The following is a 21216-nucleotide window of genomic DNA, read 5'->3' as shown; positions in this document are numbered from 1 at the left end:
CAGGTAGTCATCCATAAGACGAGCGTAGCGCGCAGTGGATAAAGCGGTCAATCTTTGCCACGGAGCAGCGTCTATTGGCCAGCTAACTGCGGGGCTACGTTAGTCTTCTGCGTTAGCTTCTGCGCGCGATTTACCCGAAACATTCATCGCCAGCGTCGCCCCCATCAAGCCATCGAGATCACCGTCGAGAACCCCTTTTGTGTCGGACGTCTCAAAACTGGTGCGCAGGTCTTTCACCATCTGGTAAGGTTGCAGCACATACGAGCGGATTTGGTTGCCCCATCCTGCATCGCCTTTGTTTTCGTGCGCTTCGTTGATGGCCGCGTTACGGCGATCCAATTCCATTTGATACAAGCGTGATTTCAACGCCTTCATCGCAATATCGCGGTTCTGGTGTTGGGATTTCTCAGAACTGGTCACAACAATACCTGTCGGGTTGTGTGTAATCCGGACGGCCGAGTCAGTGGTGTTCACGTGCTGTCCGCCCGCCCCAGATGAACGATACGTATCAATCCGGATATCAGCGGGGTTCACCTCAATGTCGATGTTGTCGTCCACAACCGGATAAACCCAGACAGACGTGAAGGACGTGTGCCGCTTGGCGGCGCTATCAAACGGGCTGATGCGTACCAAACGGTGCACACCGCTCTCGGACTTCAACCAGCCATAGGCGTTCGGACCACTGATCTTGTAAGCCGCAGATTTAATACCCGCTTCGTCACCTGCCGATTCCGATTGCAGCTCCACTTTATAGCCCTTCTTTTCAGCCCAACGGACATACATCCGCGCCAGCATGCTTGCCCAATCACACGACTCTGTTCCGCCGGCACCTGCGTTAATTTCAAGGAAGGTATCGTTGCCGTCCGCCTCGCCGTTCAGCAATGCCTCAAGCTCCTTCGCAGCGGCCGTTTCTTTCAGGTCGCGCAGGGCTTGCTCGGCTTCTGCCACCACATCCGCGTCGTCTTCCATTTCGCCCAATTCAATCAACTCAATGTTATCTGCCAAGGCTTGGGTCAGGTTTTTCTCAACGGTCATGGCATCAACCAGAACCTGTCGTTCGCGCATTAACTTTTGCGCGTTGTCCGGATCATTCCAGAGGTCTGGATCTTCCGTGCGGGCATTGAACTCTTCAAGGCGGTACGGCGCAGTCTCGATATCCATACGTTGGCGGACCAACTCAAGGGACTTTTCGATTTCAGTAACGATGTTCTGGATTTCTGCGCGCATAAAATTTCAGGCCTTCAACTTGTCTGCCCCTGCTCTAGCCTAGGGGCGCGCGCCCCACAAGCCGGACCCGCAGAGGCGCCGCCCGCAGGCGGCAGTCATTTGTCTAATACAGACCACCAGATGAGAGTGAGCCAAAGCTCGCTTTGGGCGCAACACGGGCCTTTTTGCCGCTGGATGTGGTAACCTCACGGCTGGTCGCTTCCGCCACATCATCAAAGAGCGGAAGATCACTGCCCATTGCAAAGCCACCATCAAACGTCACCCCAAAGAGCGGCTCTTCGCCCTCGCGAAAACATTCCGACACGATACCCTCACCAGACGCATCTTGGGGCAAACGCGCACCCGTGATCCGGTCGATCTTGAGAAACTGACAGCTGCTTGGCACATCAAAAGAACCACCACCGTATTTCTCAACCGCTTTTGTCATGAACTGATTGAAAACCGGTCCGCACATACCGCCACCTGATGCCCCACGCCCAAGGCCGCGCGGTGTATCATGCCCGATGTAGCACCCCGCCACGATGTTCGACGTGAACCCCACAAACCAGACGTCTTTGGCGTCATTTGTCGTACCGGTCTTACCTGCCACGGGCACCGACAGATTTACCGTTGAGCGCGCTGTGCCCCGCTCAACCACACCGCTCAGCATCGATGTCAGCTGATAGGCGGTGATAGGATCAAGTACCCGCTCGCGGTTTGAAGTGATCCGCGGGGCAAAACCGGCCTCAAGGCTAGCAAATTGACAATCCTCACAGACGCGCTGGTCATGCTTATAAACTGTGCGCCCAAACCGGTCTTGCACGCGGTCAACCAATGTCGGCTCAACACGCTCACCGCCGTTGGCAAACATTGCATAGGCCGCGACCACATTGAACAGCGTTGTTTCCTGACTGCCCAAAGAGTTTGCCAAAAAGCGGCGCATCTCATCGGGGCCGTAGATGCCAAAGCGTTCCGCATAATCACCCACAACATCCATACCCGTTTCTTGGGCCAGGCGGATCGTCATCAAGTTACGAGACTGCTCAATCCCTGTGCGCACAGGCGTCGGGCCATAGAATTGCTTCGAGGCATTCTGCGGGCGCCACAGCCCTTGGGGGGTATCAATTTCAATTGGCGCATCCACCACGATTGTTGCGGGCGTGTAGCCACTATCCAAGGCTGCTGCGTAGACGAACGGCTTAAATGAAGAACCAGGCTGGCGCTTGGCTTGGGTGGCACGGTTGAACACAGAATGCTGGTATGAAAACCCGCCCTGCATGGCCAGAACGCGGCCCGTGTTGACGTCCATTGCCATAAAGCCGCCCTGCACTTCGGGTACTTGGCGCAGGGTCCAGCGGATAAAACTGCCATCTGCATCTGCGGTCATGCGGCGGACGTGCACAACCTCACCCACCTTTAGCAAGTCTGCAGGCACGCGGGCTTGGCGGCCGGTACTGCCATCGGCATTTTGGCGGCGCGCCCATGTCACGTCATTGGCCGCGATCACACCACCCGCTTCAGGATCTGCGACCCCTTCGATCCCAAGACGTGCACTGTCACCAGATACACTAAGGACCACCGCCGGATACCATTTGTTCTCAAGCGAGATATCGCGCGAAATATCAACGTTGCTGAGCGCCTCGCGCCACGCCGCCTCATCTTCCAGTACTTCTTCAGGCAGTGTTTTACCCGTAGGTCGCCAGATACCGATGTTGCGATCGTAGGCTTCCAAACCGCGCTGCAGGGCATCAGCGGCCTCAACCTGCATCTCGGGATCGATTGTGGCGCGGACTGACATGCCGCCACTGAAAAACTCGTCCTCTCCAAAATCGCGGCTCAACTGGCGGCGAATTTCATCTGTGAAATAATCGCGGTCCGGAAGTTGCGCCTTAAAGCCTTCGTAATCGCCACTTTGTACCGTGCGAAGGGGTTCTTCTTTGGCCAACTCATATTGATCGCGGGTGATGTAGCCGTTCTCCATCATCTCGCGCAGGACAAAATTGCGGCGCGTCACAGCGCGCTCAACCTGCCGCACCGGATGATAGCGCGACGGCGCTTTTGGCAGCACTGCAAGATAGGCCGCCTCACTGACAGTCAGTTCAGAAAGACCCTTGTTGAAATAGGTCTGCGCCGCAGCGGCAACACCGTATGAGTTTTGCCCAAGAAAAATTTCGTTCAGGTAAAGCTCAAGAATTTCGTCTTTGCTAAGTGTGTCTTCGATGCGCGTGGCAAGGATCAACTCTTTGATCTTGCGCTCAGCCGACCTGTCCCCCGACAGCAAAAAGTTTTTCATCACCTGCTGCGTGATCGTCGAAGCCCCGCGCACATCAGAGCCACGCGATTTCACCGCATCAACCGCAGCCGCCGCCATCCCGCGCGCATCATAGCCCGCATGGGTGTAGAAATTCTTATCTTCCGCCGAAATAAACGCACCCTTGACCAGCTCAGGGATCTCATCTGCGGGCGAGAACAACCGCCGCTCGCGCGCGAATTCATCAATCACGCGGCCCTCGCCGGAATAAATCCGGCTAATCGTCGGTGGTGTGTATTGCGCAAGACTTTCGTGGCTGGGAAGATCACGGCCGTACATCCAAAAGACAGCCCCAATGGTCAGCGCCCCAAAGAAAAGCGCCAAAGTCACACTGCTGAAAATCGCACCAAAGAAAGAAAAAATCGACCGCAGCATTTAATCCACCTGAATGCCCTGAACTCTGAATAGGGTATATAGTGGGGGCGCAGGCGCGTCAAAACAACCCGCATCACAGTTGTGCGAAAGACCGCCGCTCACTGACGTGTCCGTTTGGCCAATTCCGCATCCTCAGCCGCCCAAAGGCGAACCCCAGCCACCAGCCCCAAAATTGCCTGGGCGCGCCATTCAGGGTTGGTTAAATTTGCAAGGTCTTGGGCGTCCGACATGAACCCCAACTCGACCAAGACTGATGGAATATCTGGCGCCTTTAGCACTGCAAAGCCCGCCTGTCTGCGCGGGCGCGAGTTGATCCCGTCAACGCTGGCTTTGATGCCGCCCACTAATAATTCCGCCAACCGATCCGCGCGCGGTTGGGTTTCACGCCGCGCCAGATCAATCAAAACGCCGGCTACAGTGTCGTCTTGCCCCACAAGGTCCACGCCGCCCAAAATATCACTTCGGTCATGGCCGCGGGCCAACTGTGCGCTGGCCGCATCGGTCGCCTCATCAGCAAGGGTGTACACCGTAGCACCCCGCGCCCCACCGCCGCTTAGCGCGTCTGCATGTAGCGATATCAACACATCCGCTTGCGTTTTATGGGCAATCGAAACCCGTTCGCGCAAGGACACAAACACATCATCGTTGCGGGTCAAAATAACGTGGTGCCCATCGCGTATCAGCGCCTCGCCCAAAGCCCGAGCAAAGCCCAACATAAGAGCTGCTTCTTGGTAGGATCCTACCTCGGCGCCCGGATCAATACCGCCGTGCCCGGGGTCCAAAACAATGGTCAGGCCCTGATCGGCCACATTGGCATCGCTGTCTTGGACACCTGCCGTGCCCTCAATTGCCAACGCAACTCCGCGCCCATCTGCTTCAACAGCTGCGGCAAAACCGTCCTCATCCGTCTGGCGTAGAACAAAGCTAAGCATCGCGCCGCTGCCGTCTTGTTTGATCCGCATCTGCGATTTGCCAACGATCATCGGCCCATCCAGTGTGAGCACCATCCGCGACCATCCAGCCCGAATTTGGCCGAACCCAACATCCGTTACACGTTGTGAGCGGATCATATCATCAACATTAGCTTCGCCAGACAGGCCATTGAAATCAATTATAACTCTATGAGGTTCGTTCACATGTTTAATACGAAAAGGGACACCTTGGGTTAGTGACAATTGCACATCAACACCGCGCCAAATCGGAGAAACAGAACTGTCCTGCACCCGCAAATCCGCCCGCGCCGTCAGCGTTTGCGCCAACAGGCCGAATGGCTGCACAACCAAAGCGAGACAAAAAATAATTGCCAAAAAGATACAGTTTGAAAAACGGGGCATGACTAACCGTGCTGATGTTTCTTCAAATGTAGCGGACATGCAGCGTGGGCGCAAAGCTTAGCCCGCACGCGCGGACATAAAGGCAGTCAGTCGCGCCAACCCTTCGATAATGTCGGCCGTGCCGCGTGCATATGAAAACCGCAAGGTGGTCGCACCGCGCACAGGGTCGAAATCCAAACCGGGGGTTACGGCAACGCCAGCCTCATTCAAAATTTCTGACGCAAATGCACGGCTATCGTCTGTGTACTCACTGACATCCGCGTAAACATAAACCGCACCATCGGGCGGTGCAATCTTGTCAAAGCCCGCCTTGGGCAACCCATCCAACATCAAGCGGCGGTTTTCGCGGTACACATCCATATTCGCCTGCAGTTCTTCGTCACAATCCATCGCGGCTAAAGCAGCAACTTGGGCCACATGAGGGGCACAGATGAACAGGTTTTGGGCCAAGCGTTCTACGCGGCGAACCTGATCTTGGGGCACAACCATCCAGCCCACGCGCCAGCCGGTCATGCTGAAATATTTGGAAAACGAGTTGATGACCCACGCGTCGTCGCTGATCTCCAACGCCGTTACCGCTTTGGCCTCATATTCAATGCCGTGATAAATCTCGTCACTGATAAAGGCAGCGCCCTCTGCCGCGCAGGCCTCGATGAGCGCGCGCATCGCATCGTGGTCCAACATGGTGCCAGACGGGTTGGCCGGCGAGGCCACCAACATGCCATCAAACTTACGCCCACCGTCTTTGACAGCGTCTAAAATATCGTGCGCCACGGGCTGCAGGCGGTTTTCCGCGCGGGTTTGCAGATCAACAGGTTCCACGTTGAGGGCTTTGAAAATCTGGCGGTAGCTTGGATAGCCCGGCGCCCCAATCGCCACGCGGTCACCTGCATCAAAAAGCGCTGTAAATGCCAAGACAAACGCGCCGCTGCTACCGGGGGTGATGATGATGCGTTCTGGATCTACCGCAACACCGTACCAATCCATGTATAGCTGGCTGATACGCGCACGAAGCGCGGGCAAGCCTTTGGCGACAGTATAGCCAAGCGCGTCGTCTTCCATCGCTTTTGCCGCTGCGGCGCGTGCGCCCGCAGGTGCACCTGTGCCGGGCTGGCCGACCTCCATGTGGATAATAGTCCGGCCCTCGGCCTCAAGGCTTGCGGCTTCTGCCATCACGTCCATCACAATAAAGGGATCAACCGTGCCTCGCACCGATCCTTGTCTTGAAGTTCCCATGATGCCCTCCGATACTGCTTGTGAGTTCAAGACCAAACCCATGCGCGAAGGTCAATCATCATGTGGGCGAAAGTTATCTTGGCGTGTGCGTTGTGTATTGCCGCCATCCCCAGTTACGCCGTGACATTGCTGCGCGACGCAGAAGTTGAACGCGGCCTGCGGTCGATTGCCCAACCTATTTTCCAAGCCGCCGGCCTAAGCGCGTCACGGACCAAAATTCTGCTGGTCGACAACCAATCGCTCAATGCGTTTGTGATCGATGGCTCGGCTATTTTTATCCATTCAGGCCTGATCATGCGCATGGGCCGCGTCGAGGAATTACAGGCCGTTATCGCCCATGAAGCGGCCCACATTGCCAACCGGCATCTGGCACGCCGCGCCGCCAACTTTCAAAACGCGCGCACCGCTGCGGGCATTGGAACGGCTTTGTCATTGATCGTCGGAGCCGCAGCAGGCAGCCCCGAGGCAGGTGCCGCTGCCGCTGTCGGTTCATCAGGGTCCGCGCTTCGCCGCTTTTTCGGCCACACCCGCGCCGAAGAAAGCAGCGCAGATCAATCCGGAGGCCGCTATATGGTGCGCGCAGGGATTGACCCAAGTGCCGCCGTTGATGTGATGCGCCTTTTTCGCGGGCAAGAGGCGCTAAACATTGGACGTCAGGACCCTTATGTGCGCACCCATCCGCTGACCCGTGACCGTATTCGGGCCCTTGAAGCATTTGCCGCAGGCAACGCGGGCGACTACCCGACCCCTGCACTAAACGCCGCGTGGTTCGAGATTATCCAAGGCAAGATCAGCGCCTACTCCCGCGCACCAAGCTGGACGTTGCGCCGGACCCGCGGCCAAAACGACCACGTCGCGCTGATGCGCCAAGCAATTGCCCACCACCGCAAACCCGACCGCGACAAAACCCGCGCCACACTAAAGCGACTTGTCGCCAAAGCACCGGATAATCCGTACGTGCACGAACTTGACGGGCAACTGAAACTGGAAGGCCGTGACTTTGACGCGGCCGTTGCTGCATACGGCCGCGCTGTGCGCCTTGCACCAAATGAGCCACTTATTCTGGGCGGCTACGGGCGTGCTCTGTTGGCGGTTGGCCAAAATGCAAAGGCCCGCGACACACTTGAACGGGCGCGCGCACGCGACCCTCTTGATGGGCGCATTTTGCGTGATCTTGGCACCGCTTACGCCAAAACCGGAAACAACGGGATGGCGTCCCTTAGCATTGCCGAACGCTATGCGTTGCGGGGCCGTTTGAAAGACGCCGCCATACATGCAAACCGCGCTGCAGGGTTGTTGCCCCGTGGCTCTGCCCCTTGGCAACGAGCCAATGATGTGCTTGCTGCTGCCAAGACCTCAGAAAAAGGAAAACGTTGATGATCCGCCAAACTGCCAAAGCCCTCGCCTTTACGGTGGGAACCGCCCTACTGGGAACTGCCGCGCAGGCGACTGATTTATCTGCGTTAACCGCCGCTGAACGGGCTGATTTTCGGGCCGAAGTTCGCGCCTACCTACTCGAGAACCCAGATGTGTTGATGGAAGCTTTTGCAGTTTTGGAGCAACGCCAAGCGCAACAAGCCGCTCAAAACGATGCGCAGCTTTTAGCCGTAAACGCCAAGGCGCTTTATGAAGACCCCAACGCATGGGTCGGCGGCAACCCTGAGGGTGATGTGACGATCGTTGAGTTTATCGACTACCGCTGTGGCTACTGCCGCAAAGCACACTCAGAAGTTGAGCAACTGGTCCAATCGGACAAAAACATCCGCCTCATCGTGAAAGAATTTCCGATCTTGGGCAAAGACAGTCTACGCAGCTCGCAATTTGCGATTGCTGTAAAACTGCTGCACGGAAATGACGCCTACAAACTGGCCCATGATGCGCTGATTAGCCTAAAGCAAGGCACCTCTGACACCACATTGAGCCGTCTTGCAAGCAGCCTTGGCTTCAACGGTGATGAGGTGCTGGCAAAGATGAACGGTGTAGAGGTCAAGGCAATCATCGACGACAACCGTCTGCTAGGCCAGCGTCTATCTATTACGGGCACGCCGACTTTTGTGATGGGTGATCAAATGGTACGCGGTTATGTCCCACTGGACGGGATGCGCGATATCGTGGGCCAAGAACGCAGCTAAGCGGCGGACACGGGCATCGGAAGTTCATCACCGGTGTAGACGGGAAAATGCAGGCCTACACGGGTACCCTCACCCACTGTGCTGACCAGATCTAGGCGTCCATTTGACTGCTCCATAAAGCCGCGCGCCATGGACAGACCCAAACCGGACCCCTCGCCGACTGGCTTGGTTGTGAAATACGGCTCGAACACTTTTTCCAGCAAATGCGGCTCGATCCCGTTTCCGGTGTCACTAATCCAAAGGCTGAGTGTTTCTTGATCAAGCAGGCGCGTTGCACTGGCATCAATCATGATGTGCCCCCCGTTTTTCATGGCATCGCGGGCGTTGAGGATCAGGTTTAGCACCACGGTTTCAAGCTTACCTGCATCCACGTAAATCGCGGGCAGTCCCGTAAAGATGCCAAGTACAATCTGATGTCGGTCGCCCAGCAAACGTGCCGCAAGGGTGGTGACTGTATCACAAATCTCACTAACAGAGGTCTTGCGCGGCAAAAGGGTTGAACGGCGCGAGAAGGCCAGTAACTGGCTTGTCAGATCTGCCCCGCGCCACGCCGCGTCCTCAGCCTCACGCAGCAGTATTTCCAACTCCCACGGGTTCTTGGCCGTATTGCGCATCTCAAGGTTGCCTAAAATCACTGCGAGCAAATTGTTGAAATCATGGGCGACACCCCCCGTCAGCTGACCCACCGCACGCAAACGGTCTGCGTCACGCTCACCTTCCTGAACGATGGTGATGGTGTCGCGAAATTTCGATAATCTAAGCACTGCATATGCAAGATACATCCCAAAGCCAGCCACTGAAACGGCCATGATGAGACCATTTGGGTAAAACCCAACCCGCGCTGAATGCACAGCTCCCATGCCAGCCGCACATAAAATCAAAAGCATCAGTTCAAGGCGCAAAAACGTCGTTTTCATCGCCCTCATGGACACCAGTCGCGCAGTCTCACCCGCAAACAACAGCATCCCCAACACCTGTGCCGTGGGTTGCGGATATGCGAAAAGATACAAGATCAGACCAAGCAGGATGATGACCGTGACCGCAAACAAAAAGCCAACCCACACAAACAGCCCAAAGTTGACGTACCTCGGCATCAAACTCACCGTGGTGGCATATACAACAACCGCAATCCCGTAGGCGCCGAACATCAGCACAAACGCCGCATCGTCCAGCCAAAAAGACAACATGATTGAGGCCGTCGCCATGATCAGAAGGCGCAGCCACATTTCGGGATTGCTAAAATTATCGTTGGACTTTACGCCGCGCAAATCAAAGCGACGCTGCACTAAATTAACTACCATCACGCAGCAGTTTATACACCGCTTTGACAGCTGTCAGATGTTAATTACGCGCAATTTGAAAGTTATTCGGCGGCAGGTTGGTCCGCTTCAATTGCCTCTGCACGCTTTTCAACTTGCTCGACGATATGATCGACCATTTCCGCGTTGTTCATCTTGTGACTGGCCTTACCCGCCAGATAAACCATACCGCTACCCGCGCCGCCGCCGGTAAACCCGACATCAGTCATCAGCGCTTCGCCGGGCCCGTTCACGACACATCCAATAATCGACAGCGACATCGGCGTTTTGATATGTTCAAGGCGGCGCTCAAGGGTCTCAACGGTTTTGATCACGTCAAAGCCTTGGCGAGCACAACTCGGGCACGAGATAATATTAACGCCGCGGTGGCGTAGACCCAGTGATTTTAGAATTTCAAAACCGACTTTTACTTCCTCAACAGGATCGGCAGACAGGCTAACGCGGATGGTGTCACCTATGCCCATCCACAACAGATTGCCCAAGCCAATCGCCGATTTGATCGTGCCACTGACCAAACCACCTGCCTCAGTAATCCCAAGGTGGATCGGCGCATCCGTTGCATCCGCCAGCTTTTGGTAGGCGGCAGCAGACATAAAGACGTCGCTGGCTTTGCAGCTGATCTTGAATTCGTGAAAGTCGTTGTCTTGCAGAATTTTGATATGATCGAGACCACTTTCCACCATCGCATCGGGGCACGGCTCGCCGTATTTCTCAAGCAAATGCTTTTCCAGACTACCCGCGTTGACACCAATCCGAATTGAACAACTGTGGTCGCGTGCCGCTTTGATAACTTCCTTGACCCGCTTTTCATCGCCGATATTGCCCGGATTAATGCGCAGACACGCGGCACCGGCCTCAGCCGCCTCAATGCCGCGTTTATAATGAAAGTGGATATCCGCAACGATCGGCACGGGGCTTTCGCGGCAAATCTCTTTCAACGCTTTTGACGACGCCTCGTCAGGCACCGAAACGCGCACAATATCAGCACCCGCCTCAGCCGCCGCCTGTACTTGCGCGATAGTACCTTTGATATCCGTGGTCAGCGTGTTCGTCATGGTTTGCACGGCAATCGGCGCATCACCCCCCACCGGAACCGAGCCCACCATAATCTGGCGGCTCTTACGACGGTAAATGTTTTTCCATGGACGAACGTGATTGATGGACATCTGGCGGCCTTCTTTAAGTGTCAACCTTACCTTACAGTGCCGCGCGGGCAAGCGCCACGTCAGAGTTCACCGCAAGCGGATTTCTTGCACAGTGATACGAAATTTTACGCCAGAGAAAAGTGGAATTTGGCACATTACAAATCGGTCTATTGATCAAGCAGCGCTTTCAATGACGGTGATGCGTCCGTGTCCACCACCGAATATTTCGCACTGATATCTGAAGCCGTAAGCGAGACATTGCGCGCAGTTGCCGAACCGGACCCAACAGGACCAACCAGCGCGTCACCAAGCTTGAGGTAGAGCGCGCCTGAATTACCCGCCCGCAACAGCGGAGCGTCAACATCCGCAGGCAGAGTATATTGCTCACCGGGTTGCAAAGTCTTTTCAAACACGCGCGTTCCTTTTGCATCCGTAATGCGAACCCACGAAGGTTGCGATGCAACAAGGCTTACACTGCCTTTTGACGCAGCGATGCTCTCAATAGGGCGGGTGCGTGGGCGCGGCAAAACATCCGGGGCATCAAGGTTTTCCAGCAGCGCAAATAGCTCATTATCTTCCAGAGGATCAGCAACAGAATAAGCCGCACTCAGGTCAGCAGACGCAAGCTGCACATTATTTACAGTCGTTGCGCCCTGCCCTGCGGGCCCAACGATTTGTCCGTTAACCTTGAAATAGAGCGATCCTGAATTGCCTGCCCGCAAAACGGGTGTCTCTTCGGTGACTGGAAGCGCATAGTTTTCACCTTTTTCGAGGACTTTCTCAAACAAGATAGAACCGTCGGCGCTTCGCACGCGCACCCATGTCGGGTTCACGGCAAACAGAACCACTTCCGGCGCGGGGCCGTCTACGACTTGAACCTGCGGAGCCTCGGCGGGCACATTCAAAGCGGCAAAATCAACACCACCTGTGGCAAATGTTCCGACTGTGCCTGGATCAATGGTAGCAATCGGCGCGTCACGCGGGGTGAAGACTGGCACATCAAGCGCCTCGGGGCGGTACAGTCGGTCTAACGCATCGTTGTTGCGCGTCGGCGCAAGTGCAGCGGTTTGGGCGCCAGAGCCCGACGCGCCAGTATTTAGCTGGGGCACAGGCGCAAGAGGGTCGATGCTTGAGGCAACCACGGGGGTCTGTTCAACCGGTGTGAATTCAACCTGCTGGACTTGGCGCAAAATGGACATGCCACCAAACCCCATGCCACCAATTAGCGCAATCATAACGGCGACAGTACCAATGGCACCCGCATCTATGCGCGCAAAAAACGGGTCAGCTTTGGGCACAAACGGCGTAGCAGAGTCGTTGAATACATTACGGTGTGCCGAGGCTGCCAAGGGGGCTACGGGACGCGGGCTTGACGCCTCAGACGACATGCCATGCGCTGTCGCAAAACCGCTTTCCTCACAGAACTTCTGAAAGGCCCACTCGGGGTCCATCTGTAAATAGCGTGCGTAGGAACGCACATAGCCTGCGATGAAACCGGGGCTATCAAACTCGGTGGGATCAGAGTTTTCGATTGCCGAAATATATCCTGCTTTGATCTTAAGCTCACGCTGTACATCAAGAAGAGATTTTCCAAGGGTAGCCCGCTCGCCGCGCATCATGTCGCCGAGCTGCAGCTCAAAATCATCAAACCCTTTTGGGGCGACGATTTCTTCCTCGACATCCTGCGGTGCAAAAATGCGCCCGATCATACACTGCCCTACCACAATTACCGAAATCGCACGCGCGATTCGAGGCGTCCCCACGCCATTTACAACTTAATAACACATAACAAACAGGATTACAGCAGTATGGTTCTAACCGGTTAAGTCAGCACGATTCAGCGCACAATGAGACCACAGACTGTCCAATGCGCCTACCAATGCATCAATTTCTGAACACCCATGAACCGGCGACGGCGTAAAGCGCAGACGCTCGGTACCGCGCGGAACGGTTGGGAAATTGATGGGCTGCACGTAGATGCCATGGTCTTGCAACAAGTGATCAGACAGAACTTTCGTATGCACCGGATCACCCACGATCAGCGGCACAATATGGCTTCCGTGGTCAATTACCGGCAGGCCAAGCGCCTTGAAGCGTGTCTTCAAAATAGCTGCTTGCGTCTGATGGGCATCGCGCAGGTCTTGGCGACGCTTCAGAACTTCCACTGACTTCGCCGCACCCGCCGCAACCGCTGGCGGCAGTGATGTCGTGAAAATAAAGCCCGGCGCATAGGAGCGTACCGCATCCGCCATCTTTGCAGAGGTCGCGATATAGCCGCCCATCACGCCGTACGCCTTAGCCAACGTGCCGTTGATAATATCGATCCGGCCCATCAACCCGTCACGTTCTGCCACACCGCCACCGCGTGGTCCGTACATGCCAACGGCGTGCACTTCGTCGATGTAGGTCAGCGCGCCAAATTCGTCGGCAATGTCGCAGATTGCCTCGATTGGTGCGAAATCGCCATCCATTGAGTAAATTGATTCGAACGCGATCAGTTTTGGTGTGTTCGCAGGCAGCGCAGTCAGTTGCGCACGTAAATCATCCAAATCATTATGCTTGAAAATACGTTTGTCGCCACCATTGCGACGAATACCCTCGATCATAGACGCGTGGTTCAACGCATCAGACAAAATCACCAATCCAGGGAACAGCTTGGGCAGCGTTGAAAGTGTGGCGTCATTCGCGATGTAGGCGGACGTGAACAGCAGCGCGGCTTCTTTGCCGTGAAGATCCGCCAATTCCGCCTCAAGGCGTTTGTGATACACCGTCGTGCCAGAAATATTGCGCGTCCCGCCAGAGCCCGCGCCTGTCGCATCAAGCGCTTCGTGCATTGCGGTCAGTACTTCCTCGTTCTGCCCCATGCCCAAATAATCGTTGCCGCACCACACGGTGACAGGTTTGCGGCTACCGTCGGGATGTGTCCACTCAGCGTGCGGATATTGCCCCCGCGTCCGTTCAATATCAATAAACGTACGGTAACGACCTTCGTCGTGAAGGCGTTGCAGGGCTGCATCTAGCTGTGTGTCAAACGTCATGTGTCTCTCCCGATGGGGCGCTTATAGGGTATATAGGGTCCAGAAATCCACTAGCACACGCTACATTTTGTCACTTTGCGCCAGATCAATCCTGAACAGCGATGAGACAGTCGTCCGTTTGGGCCTGCTCAGCACATGCACTCAGCGCCGCAGACGCGGCCCCTTCACCAGTTGCAACGATAAAAGTCCCCACTGTTGGAGAGATCGCAAACGCCTTTTCACCGCGCACACGGCGGTACGATTTGCGCCAGGCTTCTGTAGCACCATGCGATAAAGTCAGCTCAACCGGCTCAAAGTTTCGCGGGCGCACCATTGCAACAATCTCGCAGGCGGTTTGCCCCCTTTTGGCCGCGTCACAGGCTGACAGCGCTTTGGCGCGGGCAACGTCCATCGTGTGATCGTTGGCCGCGGCGATGGTAGCTGGGTTCAAGATCCCATCATCTGGTGATGCGGCAATTGCTGCGTAATACAGCTGCTGTTCGGCTACTTGTTCAACCAACGCCGCATTGTCAGGTGTCAGCCAGTCACGGGGGATCAACTCAACTTCACGGCCCTTCAGGCTGAACAATTGCGCTTTTGCCTCAGCGTTGCTGACCGGCTCTGCGCCTGCAACTACCCCAAATACACACAGCGAAAACACCCCAATCGCCCCAACAATACGCATGATTTCGCCCCTTTGTTCTCAATTTCTGTTAACCTATATCCTGTTTCTGGACAGGTCCACCAAAGGCTCCTAGGGTGCGGCAAAACTTAGCTAAAAATAAGGCGCTAGCATGTCCAATCTCGATCCCGTCCTGTCACATATCGACGAAAACCTCAGCGCCGCGACCGAGCGCCTTTTCGAATTGATGCGCATCCAGTCGATCTCAACAGACCCCGCTTTCAAAAAACACTGTGACGCAGCCGCAGATTGGCTGGTAAGTGATTTGGCTTCAATGGGTGTGACCGCAACAAAACGCGCAACACCGGGCCATCCAATGGTGGTTGGTCATACAAATGGGACGGGAAAACACGTCACATTTTATGGCCATTATGACGTGCAACCCGTTGATCCGCTTGATCTTTGGCAAAGTGACCCCTTCGCTCCCGCGCTTGAAGACACGGACGCGGGCAAAGTCATTCGCGGGCGTGGTGCGGCAGACGACAAAGGCCAGTTGATGACCTTTGTGGAGGCGTGTCGCGCGTGGATCGCTGTGCACGGCAACCTGCCCATCAACGTCAGCTTTTTCTTTGAAGGCGAAGAAGAAAGCGGCTCGCCCTCTTTGATCCCGTTTATGCGCGAAAACAAAGACGAACTGTCATCTGATCTGGCGCTGATCTGCGATACAGGCATGTTCGACCCCAAAACACCCGCTATCTCAACACAGTTGCGCGGCCTTTTGGGCGAAGAGCTCACCATCACCGGACCACGGATTGACCTTCATTCTGGCATGTACGGCGGGGCAGCCATTAACCCTATTCGCGTGCTGTCAAAAATCATTGCCTCCCTGCATGACGCTGAAGGACGTGTGACTGTCCCCGGCTTTTATGAGGGCGTGCCCGAAATGTCGCCTGAACTTCAAAAGCAGTGGGAAGATTTGAACTTTGATGATGCGGCGTTTCTTGAAGCGGTTGGCTTGTCTGAACTGGCGGGTGAGCACGGCAAAACGGCCCTCGAAATGTTATGGGCGCGCCCGACCTGTGAGGTGAACGGCATCAACGCGGGCTACACTGGCGACGGGTTCAAGACTGTGCTGCCATCGAAAGCCAGCGCAAAGATCAGCTTCCGCCTTGTTGGCACTCAAGATCCCCACGCGATCCGTGCTGCGTTCCGCCAAATGGTACAAGACGCCTTACCTGCTGATTGTAGCGTTGAATTCAAAGGCCACGGAAATTCATCAGCCGTGCAAATGTCCACGGCTGATCCGGCGTTTGAAAAAGCGCGTCTTGCGCTGTCGGATGAGTGGCCAAACCCTGCAGCGTTTGTGGGCTGCGGAGGCTCAATTCCGATCGCGGGACACTTCAAAACCGAATTGGACACAGACGCGATGCTGATTGGCTTTGGCCGCGATGATGATGCAATCCACTCACCCAACGAAAAATATGACCTCGAGAGTTTCCACAAAGGGATGCGCAGTTGGGCACGGGTGCTGGACGCGCTCTCACGATAGTTGATTAATTATCTGCAAAAACAAATCAAAGCGCGGTGGTGAAAAATCGTCGCGCTTTTTTATAAACGGTGAATAGCGCTCGCACTGAAGCCACCAAACAATGGTCGTTCAATCGAAACAATTTATATGTGAACCAGGGTGAGAGTGGCGCGGTTGACGGGGCTCGAACCCGCGACCCCCGGCGTGACAGGCCGGTACTCTAACCAGCTGAGCTACAACCGCGCATCTCACACGTTTGGTTTGGACTTAGCAGCGGTGGCGCGGTTGACGGGGCTCGAACCCGCGACCCCCGGCGTGACAGGCCGGTACTCTAACCAACTGAGCTACAACCGCCCACTGCTACACGCCAAACCTGACGCGTTCCGTGCAGATACCCACGCACCGCCACCCCGTCAAGCGGAAGTCGCGGCATTTTGTAACAAAAATTCAATTATTTCGATGGCGGCAGTTGAAGTCATAAAAACGCTTCTAAAAACGCAACTTAAGCACAGTGCGTTTGCGGCGTGGACAACAACATCGGGAGGGAAATGGTGGGTCGTGAGAGGCTCGAACTCCCGACATCTTCCGTGTAAAGGAAGCGCTCTACCAACTGAGCTAACGACCCGATGAGCGGTGTATTAGCGCCAAACCTTTGGGCGCTGCAACCCCCTTTTTCACCCTTATTCGAGTTTTGTCTGAACACCACCGCTCAGACGGTACACAACACCCTGCCCGCCCGGCAATTTCCCAAGGTTTTCTGTGGGTTGCCCCAAAACGACCGCCCGCAACATTCGACTGGTAATCCCGTGGGTGATAAGCACGGTCGGCCCTGTCAAACTATCGAGTAATGATTGCGCACGGATACGAAGGGCCTCAAACCCCTCGCCCTGTGGTGCGAATTCGTAAAGCGCGATCGCCCCGTCCGGCGTATCTTCAACCACTGCATCGCTTGGCAGCTCCGCAAGGCAGTCCTGACGCAGGCGTCCTGACCATGTGCCAACGGTGATTTCCGCAAGACGGTCATCTGTCTCTATTTCGCCGAAACCCGCCACTGCAATTTCAGCAGTTTGCAAAGCCCGGCCTTGGGGGCTGCTCAGCACGTGCCACCCGTTGATCCCAATACGTTTGAGTATCGCGTGTTGCGCTGCGGCCTGCTGACGGCCAAGTGGCGTCAGGTTGCTATCAAGGGCACCCTGCATCCGCCCTTCACGGTTCCATTCAGTTTCGCCGTGGCGCATGATCAATAGGTCCGGATAAGTTTTGTTCATCCCAGCTTTACCTCGATTATATTGGATCAGGCTGGGTTGGTCCCTATCACGATCCGGCTGTTATTCGGTGTCTGCGCCAGCTCCATGCACCGTTTTGCGTTGCCGGATTTTGCAGACAAACACTTTTGCACCAGCCATTTCTTTTTGTCGATTGATCTTTAGCTTACCAAAAGGCTGCAGATTGAGTTCTTCGCCCTGTGCCAACGCATCTCCGAGCACATCAAGCATCGCCTCGACAACAGGTTTGGCATCTTTGCGCTTTGCGCCGCTTTTACGGACGACACGGTCGATCAACTCTTTTTTGCGAAGGCTAGGCGTCACCTCAACCGGTGCAGAGCCTATCCCCGTTTTCACCGCCACAACGTTTGATCCAGCAGTTGTGCCTGATGTTTTGCTCTTTGCTGTGGATACAGCCGCTTGAACCGGTGATTTAGGTGTCTTGGCCATAATGCGGCCTCCTACTTATTAAACGTTTCCAATACACTAGCAGGCTAGCGCAAAGCCCGCAGACCAGCTACACCCGACATGGACAAAGGGTTAATTGGGCCCGCCGCGCACCCACCTGTTGTGTCTGCGCACCACTTTTGGGCGGTTTTGCGGCGAATTAAGTCATATTTTACACAATAATTGACCATGACCACCAAGATGATATGACGGGGCATAGTTATAAACTTGCGGTCTATGAAAGCTTACAAAATGAAAAAAACACTTATCACAACATGTGCAGTACTGGCATTCGCAACACCAACATTCGCTGGCGGCTTGTCCGACGCAATGGTTGCTCCAGAAGTTATCGCTGCTGATACAACATCAAGCAGCTCACAAGGCATCCTGGTTCCAATCATGGCGCTTTTGTTGCTCGCAGCTGCAAACTAAGCCTAACCGCTTAGAAAAAAGAATTGGGAAAAGGCCTGCCATTTTGGCGGGCCTTTTTCGTTTATAACCAAGGGTGTGCGGTGGATCCAAAGTAAGGGTCCCCGCCTAGGCACCGCCCGAGCGTAAACTGCACAAACAAAAAGGCCGCAGAAAACCTGCGGCCCTTTCGTATTCCATCGCTCAACTACACAAGCAATTGCCTAATGTGCTGTCGCACCTGTTGCAGAGGCTTTTGCCGCTAAAGCTGCTGCTGCCGCCTCTTCTGCCGCTTCATCCCACTCAATCGCCTCGGGTTGGCGGATCAGCGCGTGCTCAAGAACTTCTGTCACGTGGGACACTGCGATAATCTCAAGGCCCTCTTTGACGTTGTCGGGGATGTCCGGCAGGTCCTTTAGGTTTTCTTGCGGGATAAGCACAGTTTTGATGCCCCCACGCAGCGCCGCCAAAAGTTTTTCTTTCAGCCCACCAATCGGCATGGCGTTCCCGCGCAGCGATACCTCACCAGTCATTGCGATATCTTTACGCACTGGAATTTTGGTCAGCACAGATACAATCGACGTCACCATCGCCAGACCCGCGCTTGGCCCGTCTTTGGGCGTCGCACCGTCGGGGACGTGTACGTGGATATCGACCGCATCAAACTTCGTCGGCTTCACACCAATCGCAGGGCTAACCGAGCGTACGTACGACGACGCCGCATCGATGGATTCCTTCATCACATCGCCAAGCTTACCCGTGGTCTTCATGCGGCCTTTGCCCGGCAGGCTCAGCGCTTCGATTGACAGCAGCTCACCCCCAACGGACGTGTAGGCAAGACCTGTGACGACACCGATCTGGTCCTCTTTTTCCGCAAGACCGTGTTTGTACTTCGGCACGCCTAAGAACTCATCAAGGTTATCAGCGGTAACTTTTACAGTCTCCGCCTCTTTCTTAATGATCTTCGTGACTGCTTTACGGGCAATCTTGGCCAACTCACGCTCAAGGTTCCGCACGCCCGCCTCACGGGTATAGGTTTGAATCACGCCCGTCAGACCATCATCGCTCAGCTCGAACTCACCCTTGCGCAGACCGTGGTTCTTTTTCTGCTTCTCAATCAGATGCTGTTTGGCAATCTCGGCTTTTTCGTCCTCGGTGTATCCCGAAAGGCTAATGATCTCCATCCGGTCCAAAAGCGGACCCGGCATGTTGTAAGAGTTCGCCGTTGTCAGGAACATCACGTTAGACAAGTCGTACTCCACCTCAAGGTAGTGATCGACAAATGTGCCGTTTTGCTCTGGATCAAGCACTTCAAGCATCGCAGAGGCCGGATCACCACGGAAGTCCTGCCCCATCTTGTCGATCTCATCGAGCAAAATAAGCGGATTGGTGGTTTTCGCCTTTTTCAACGCCTGAATGATCTTACCCGGCATTGAGCCAATATACGTCCGACGGTGTCCACGGATCTCGGATTCATCCCGCACCCCCCCAAGAGAGATGCGGATAAACTCGCGGCCCGTCGCGCGTGCCACAGATTTACCAAGCGAGGTTTTGCCCACACCGGGAGGGCCTACAAGGCACATGATCGGCCCCTTCAGCTTGGCCGAGCGTTGTTGCACCGCTAGATATTCAACAATACGCTCCTTTACTTTGTCCAAACCGTAGTGATCCGTGTCCAAAACCTTTTGCGCATGGCCAAGGTCTTTTTTCACGCGGGATTTCTTGCCCCACGGAATCGACAGCATCCAGTCAAGATAGTTGCGCACCACGGTCGCTTCGGCGGACATGGGTGACATATTCTTGAGCTTTTTGATCTCGGCATCAGCTTTTTCACGCGCTTCCTTGGACAGCTTGGTCGCAATGACTTTTGCTTCCAACTCGGCCACTTCGCCAGCGCCCTCTTCGCCGTCACCAAGCTCTTTCTGAATGGCTTTCATTTGCTCATTCAAATAATACTCGCGCTGTGTCCGTTCCATTTGGGACTTCACACGGGTCTTGATCTTCTTTTCGACCTGCAAAACAGACATCTCGCCCTGCATCAGCGCAAAAATCTGTTCCAGACGTTCGGCAATGTTCAGGGTTTCGAGAAGCTTTTGCTTTTCATCAACTTCAATGCCCAAGTGACCCGCAACCAAATCAGCCAGCTTCGCAGGCTCCTCGGCCTCCTCAACGGCTGTAAGCGCCTCCTCGGGGACGTTCTTTTTGACTTTGGCATAGCGTGCAAATTCCTCGCCCACAGTACGCACAAGCGCCTCAACGGTGTCCGCATCCCCGGGCAGCTCAGTCAAATACTCCGCACTGGCTTCAAAGAAGCTGTCGTTTTCAAGGTATTCTGAAATGCGCACACGTGCGACGCCCTCAACCAGCACTTTTACGGTGCCATCAGGCAATTTCAGCAGCTGCAAGACATTCGCCAAAACACCCGCTTTGTAGATGCCATCCGTGTCAGGATCATCGGCGGACGGGTCAACTTGGCTGGCGAGCAAGATTTGTTTGTCGTCGGCCATCACCTCTTCCAAGGCACGGACAGATTTATCGCGGCCCACAAAGAGCGGCACGATCATATGCGGAAACACAACAATGTCGCGCAACGGCAAAACGGGATAAGATGAATTCAACGGATCTTGCATGAAAATTTTCCTTTTGGCTGGCAGACGGCAGGGACCCCGCAGATGCAGCAATCCAACACATTCGACCGTCTCCGATCAGGGTTTGAAATGGGGCGTTCTGCCGCCGTTTTCAAGCCCGTGCTGTCATGTCGTCGGGTAGTTTGCCCCGAGCGTGCGGCACGCACAAGGCGCGAATGAGGCTCTTATTCAAGATTTATTGGTAAATATGCAGCCTTGCGAAAAACAGCCAAGCCAGACTACG

16 protein-coding genes and 3 tRNA genes are annotated in these 21216 nt (G+C 55.1%); 4 read left to right on the top strand and 15 right to left on the bottom strand.

All coding sequences use genetic code 11. The annotated features are described in order from the left end of the window. Positions 1-99: 99 nt before the first annotated feature. The 4 genes from prfB to OLX08_RS00320 form a co-directional block, all read right to left on the bottom strand. Complete coding sequence (gene prfB / locus OLX08_RS00335; RefSeq protein WP_341246597.1) at positions 100-1227, bottom strand: peptide chain release factor 2; 1128 nt, start codon at positions 1225-1227, stop codon at positions 100-102. Between the two features lie 103 nt (positions 1228-1330). Beyond that, positions 1331-3892, bottom strand: coding sequence for a penicillin-binding protein 1A (locus tag OLX08_RS00330; protein WP_391481749.1), 2562 nt, complete (start codon positions 3890-3892; stop codon positions 1331-1333). Between the two features lie 98 nt (positions 3893-3990). Then, a complete protein-coding gene (locus tag OLX08_RS00325) occupies positions 3991-5265 on the bottom strand; it encodes an N-acetylmuramoyl-L-alanine amidase (RefSeq protein ID WP_412535657.1) in 1275 nt (424 codons plus the stop codon). A gap of 18 nt (positions 5266-5283) precedes the next feature. Then, entirely contained in the window at positions 5284-6462 is a 1179-nt protein-coding gene (locus OLX08_RS00320) for a pyridoxal phosphate-dependent aminotransferase (RefSeq protein WP_391481746.1), read from the bottom strand. A 60-nt stretch (positions 6463-6522) separates the two neighbouring features. Here OLX08_RS00320 and OLX08_RS00315 point away from each other — a divergent pair, with 60 nt between their 5' ends. Both OLX08_RS00315 and OLX08_RS00310 read left to right on the top strand, forming a co-directional pair. Then, a complete protein-coding gene (locus tag OLX08_RS00315) occupies positions 6523-7839 on the top strand; it encodes a M48 family metalloprotease (RefSeq protein ID WP_391481745.1) in 1317 nt (438 codons plus the stop codon). Continuing rightward, the gene (locus tag OLX08_RS00310) at positions 7839-8594 is read left to right on the top strand and encodes a DsbA family protein (protein ID WP_391481744.1); all 756 of its coding nucleotides are present in this window, start codon (positions 7839-7841) and stop codon (positions 8592-8594) included. The genes OLX08_RS00315 and OLX08_RS00310 overlap by 1 nt, the downstream gene beginning before the upstream one ends. Here OLX08_RS00310 and OLX08_RS00305 read toward each other — a convergent pair. From OLX08_RS00305 to OLX08_RS00285, 5 genes are all read right to left on the bottom strand, one after another. Beyond that, a complete protein-coding gene (locus tag OLX08_RS00305; RefSeq protein WP_391481743.1) occupies positions 8591-9895 on the bottom strand; it encodes a sensor histidine kinase in 1305 nt (434 codons plus the stop codon). The genes OLX08_RS00310 and OLX08_RS00305 overlap by 4 nt on opposite strands. Positions 9896-9957: 62 nt before the next feature. Continuing rightward, a complete protein-coding gene (gene ispG, locus OLX08_RS00300; protein WP_391481741.1) occupies positions 9958-11079 on the bottom strand; it encodes a flavodoxin-dependent (E)-4-hydroxy-3-methylbut-2-enyl-diphosphate synthase in 1122 nt (373 codons plus the stop codon). A gap of 146 nt (positions 11080-11225) precedes the next feature. Then, positions 11226-12767 carry a helix-turn-helix domain-containing protein gene (locus OLX08_RS00295; protein ID WP_391481739.1) on the bottom strand — a complete coding sequence of 514 codons (1542 nt, stop codon included), beginning with the start codon at positions 12765-12767 and terminating at the stop codon, positions 11226-11228. Positions 12768-12872: 105 nt separating this feature from the next. Continuing rightward, positions 12873-14096: a 5-aminolevulinate synthase gene (gene hemA, locus OLX08_RS00290; RefSeq protein WP_391481737.1), complete on the bottom strand. Its 1224-nt coding sequence runs from the start codon at positions 14094-14096 to the stop codon at positions 12873-12875. An 85-nt stretch (positions 14097-14181) separates the two neighbouring features. Next, entirely contained in the window at positions 14182-14760 is a 579-nt protein-coding gene (locus OLX08_RS00285) for a 5-aminolevulic acid synthase (RefSeq protein ID WP_391481735.1), read from the bottom strand. A gap of 109 nt (positions 14761-14869) precedes the next feature. Between OLX08_RS00285 and OLX08_RS00280 the strand changes: the two genes are divergently transcribed. Then, positions 14870-16246, top strand: coding sequence for a M20/M25/M40 family metallo-hydrolase (locus OLX08_RS00280; protein WP_391481734.1), 1377 nt, complete (start codon positions 14870-14872; stop codon positions 16244-16246). 145 nt (positions 16247-16391) lie between these two features. On the opposite strand, the gene OLX08_RS00275 is transcribed toward OLX08_RS00280, so the two are convergent. The 5 genes from OLX08_RS00275 to OLX08_RS00255 form a co-directional block, all read right to left on the bottom strand. Beyond that, a tRNA-Asp gene (locus OLX08_RS00275) sits at positions 16392-16468 on the bottom strand. 34 nt (positions 16469-16502) lie between these two features. Further along, positions 16503-16579 (bottom strand) — tRNA-Asp (locus OLX08_RS00270). A 195-nt stretch (positions 16580-16774) separates the two neighbouring features. Continuing rightward, positions 16775-16850 (bottom strand) — tRNA-Val (locus OLX08_RS00265). A 55-nt stretch (positions 16851-16905) separates the two neighbouring features. Then, positions 16906-17493 carry a histidine phosphatase family protein gene (locus tag OLX08_RS00260; protein ID WP_391481732.1) on the bottom strand — a complete coding sequence of 196 codons (588 nt, stop codon included), beginning with the start codon at positions 17491-17493 and terminating at the stop codon, positions 16906-16908. A gap of 60 nt (positions 17494-17553) precedes the next feature. Continuing rightward, positions 17554-17940 carry an HU family DNA-binding protein gene (locus OLX08_RS00255; protein WP_391481731.1) on the bottom strand — a complete coding sequence of 129 codons (387 nt, stop codon included), beginning with the start codon at positions 17938-17940 and terminating at the stop codon, positions 17554-17556. Between the two features lie 249 nt (positions 17941-18189). Between OLX08_RS00255 and OLX08_RS00250 the strand changes: the two genes are divergently transcribed. Further along, entirely contained in the window at positions 18190-18369 is a 180-nt protein-coding gene (locus OLX08_RS00250; protein WP_143081941.1) for a hypothetical protein, read from the top strand. Between the two features lie 200 nt (positions 18370-18569). On the opposite strand, the gene lon is transcribed toward OLX08_RS00250, so the two are convergent. Further along, positions 18570-20975 (bottom strand): endopeptidase La, encoded by a 2406-nt coding sequence (gene lon / locus OLX08_RS00245; RefSeq protein WP_391481730.1) that lies wholly within the window; start codon positions 20973-20975, stop codon positions 18570-18572. Between the last annotated feature and the right edge of the window lie 241 nt (positions 20976-21216).

It is taken from the genome of Nereida ignava (assembly GCF_047114695.1).
In the GTDB taxonomy this organism is placed as follows: Bacteria; Pseudomonadota; Alphaproteobacteria; order Rhodobacterales; family Rhodobacteraceae; genus Nereida; species Nereida ignava.
This window is presented reverse-complemented; position numbering and strand designations above follow the sequence as displayed.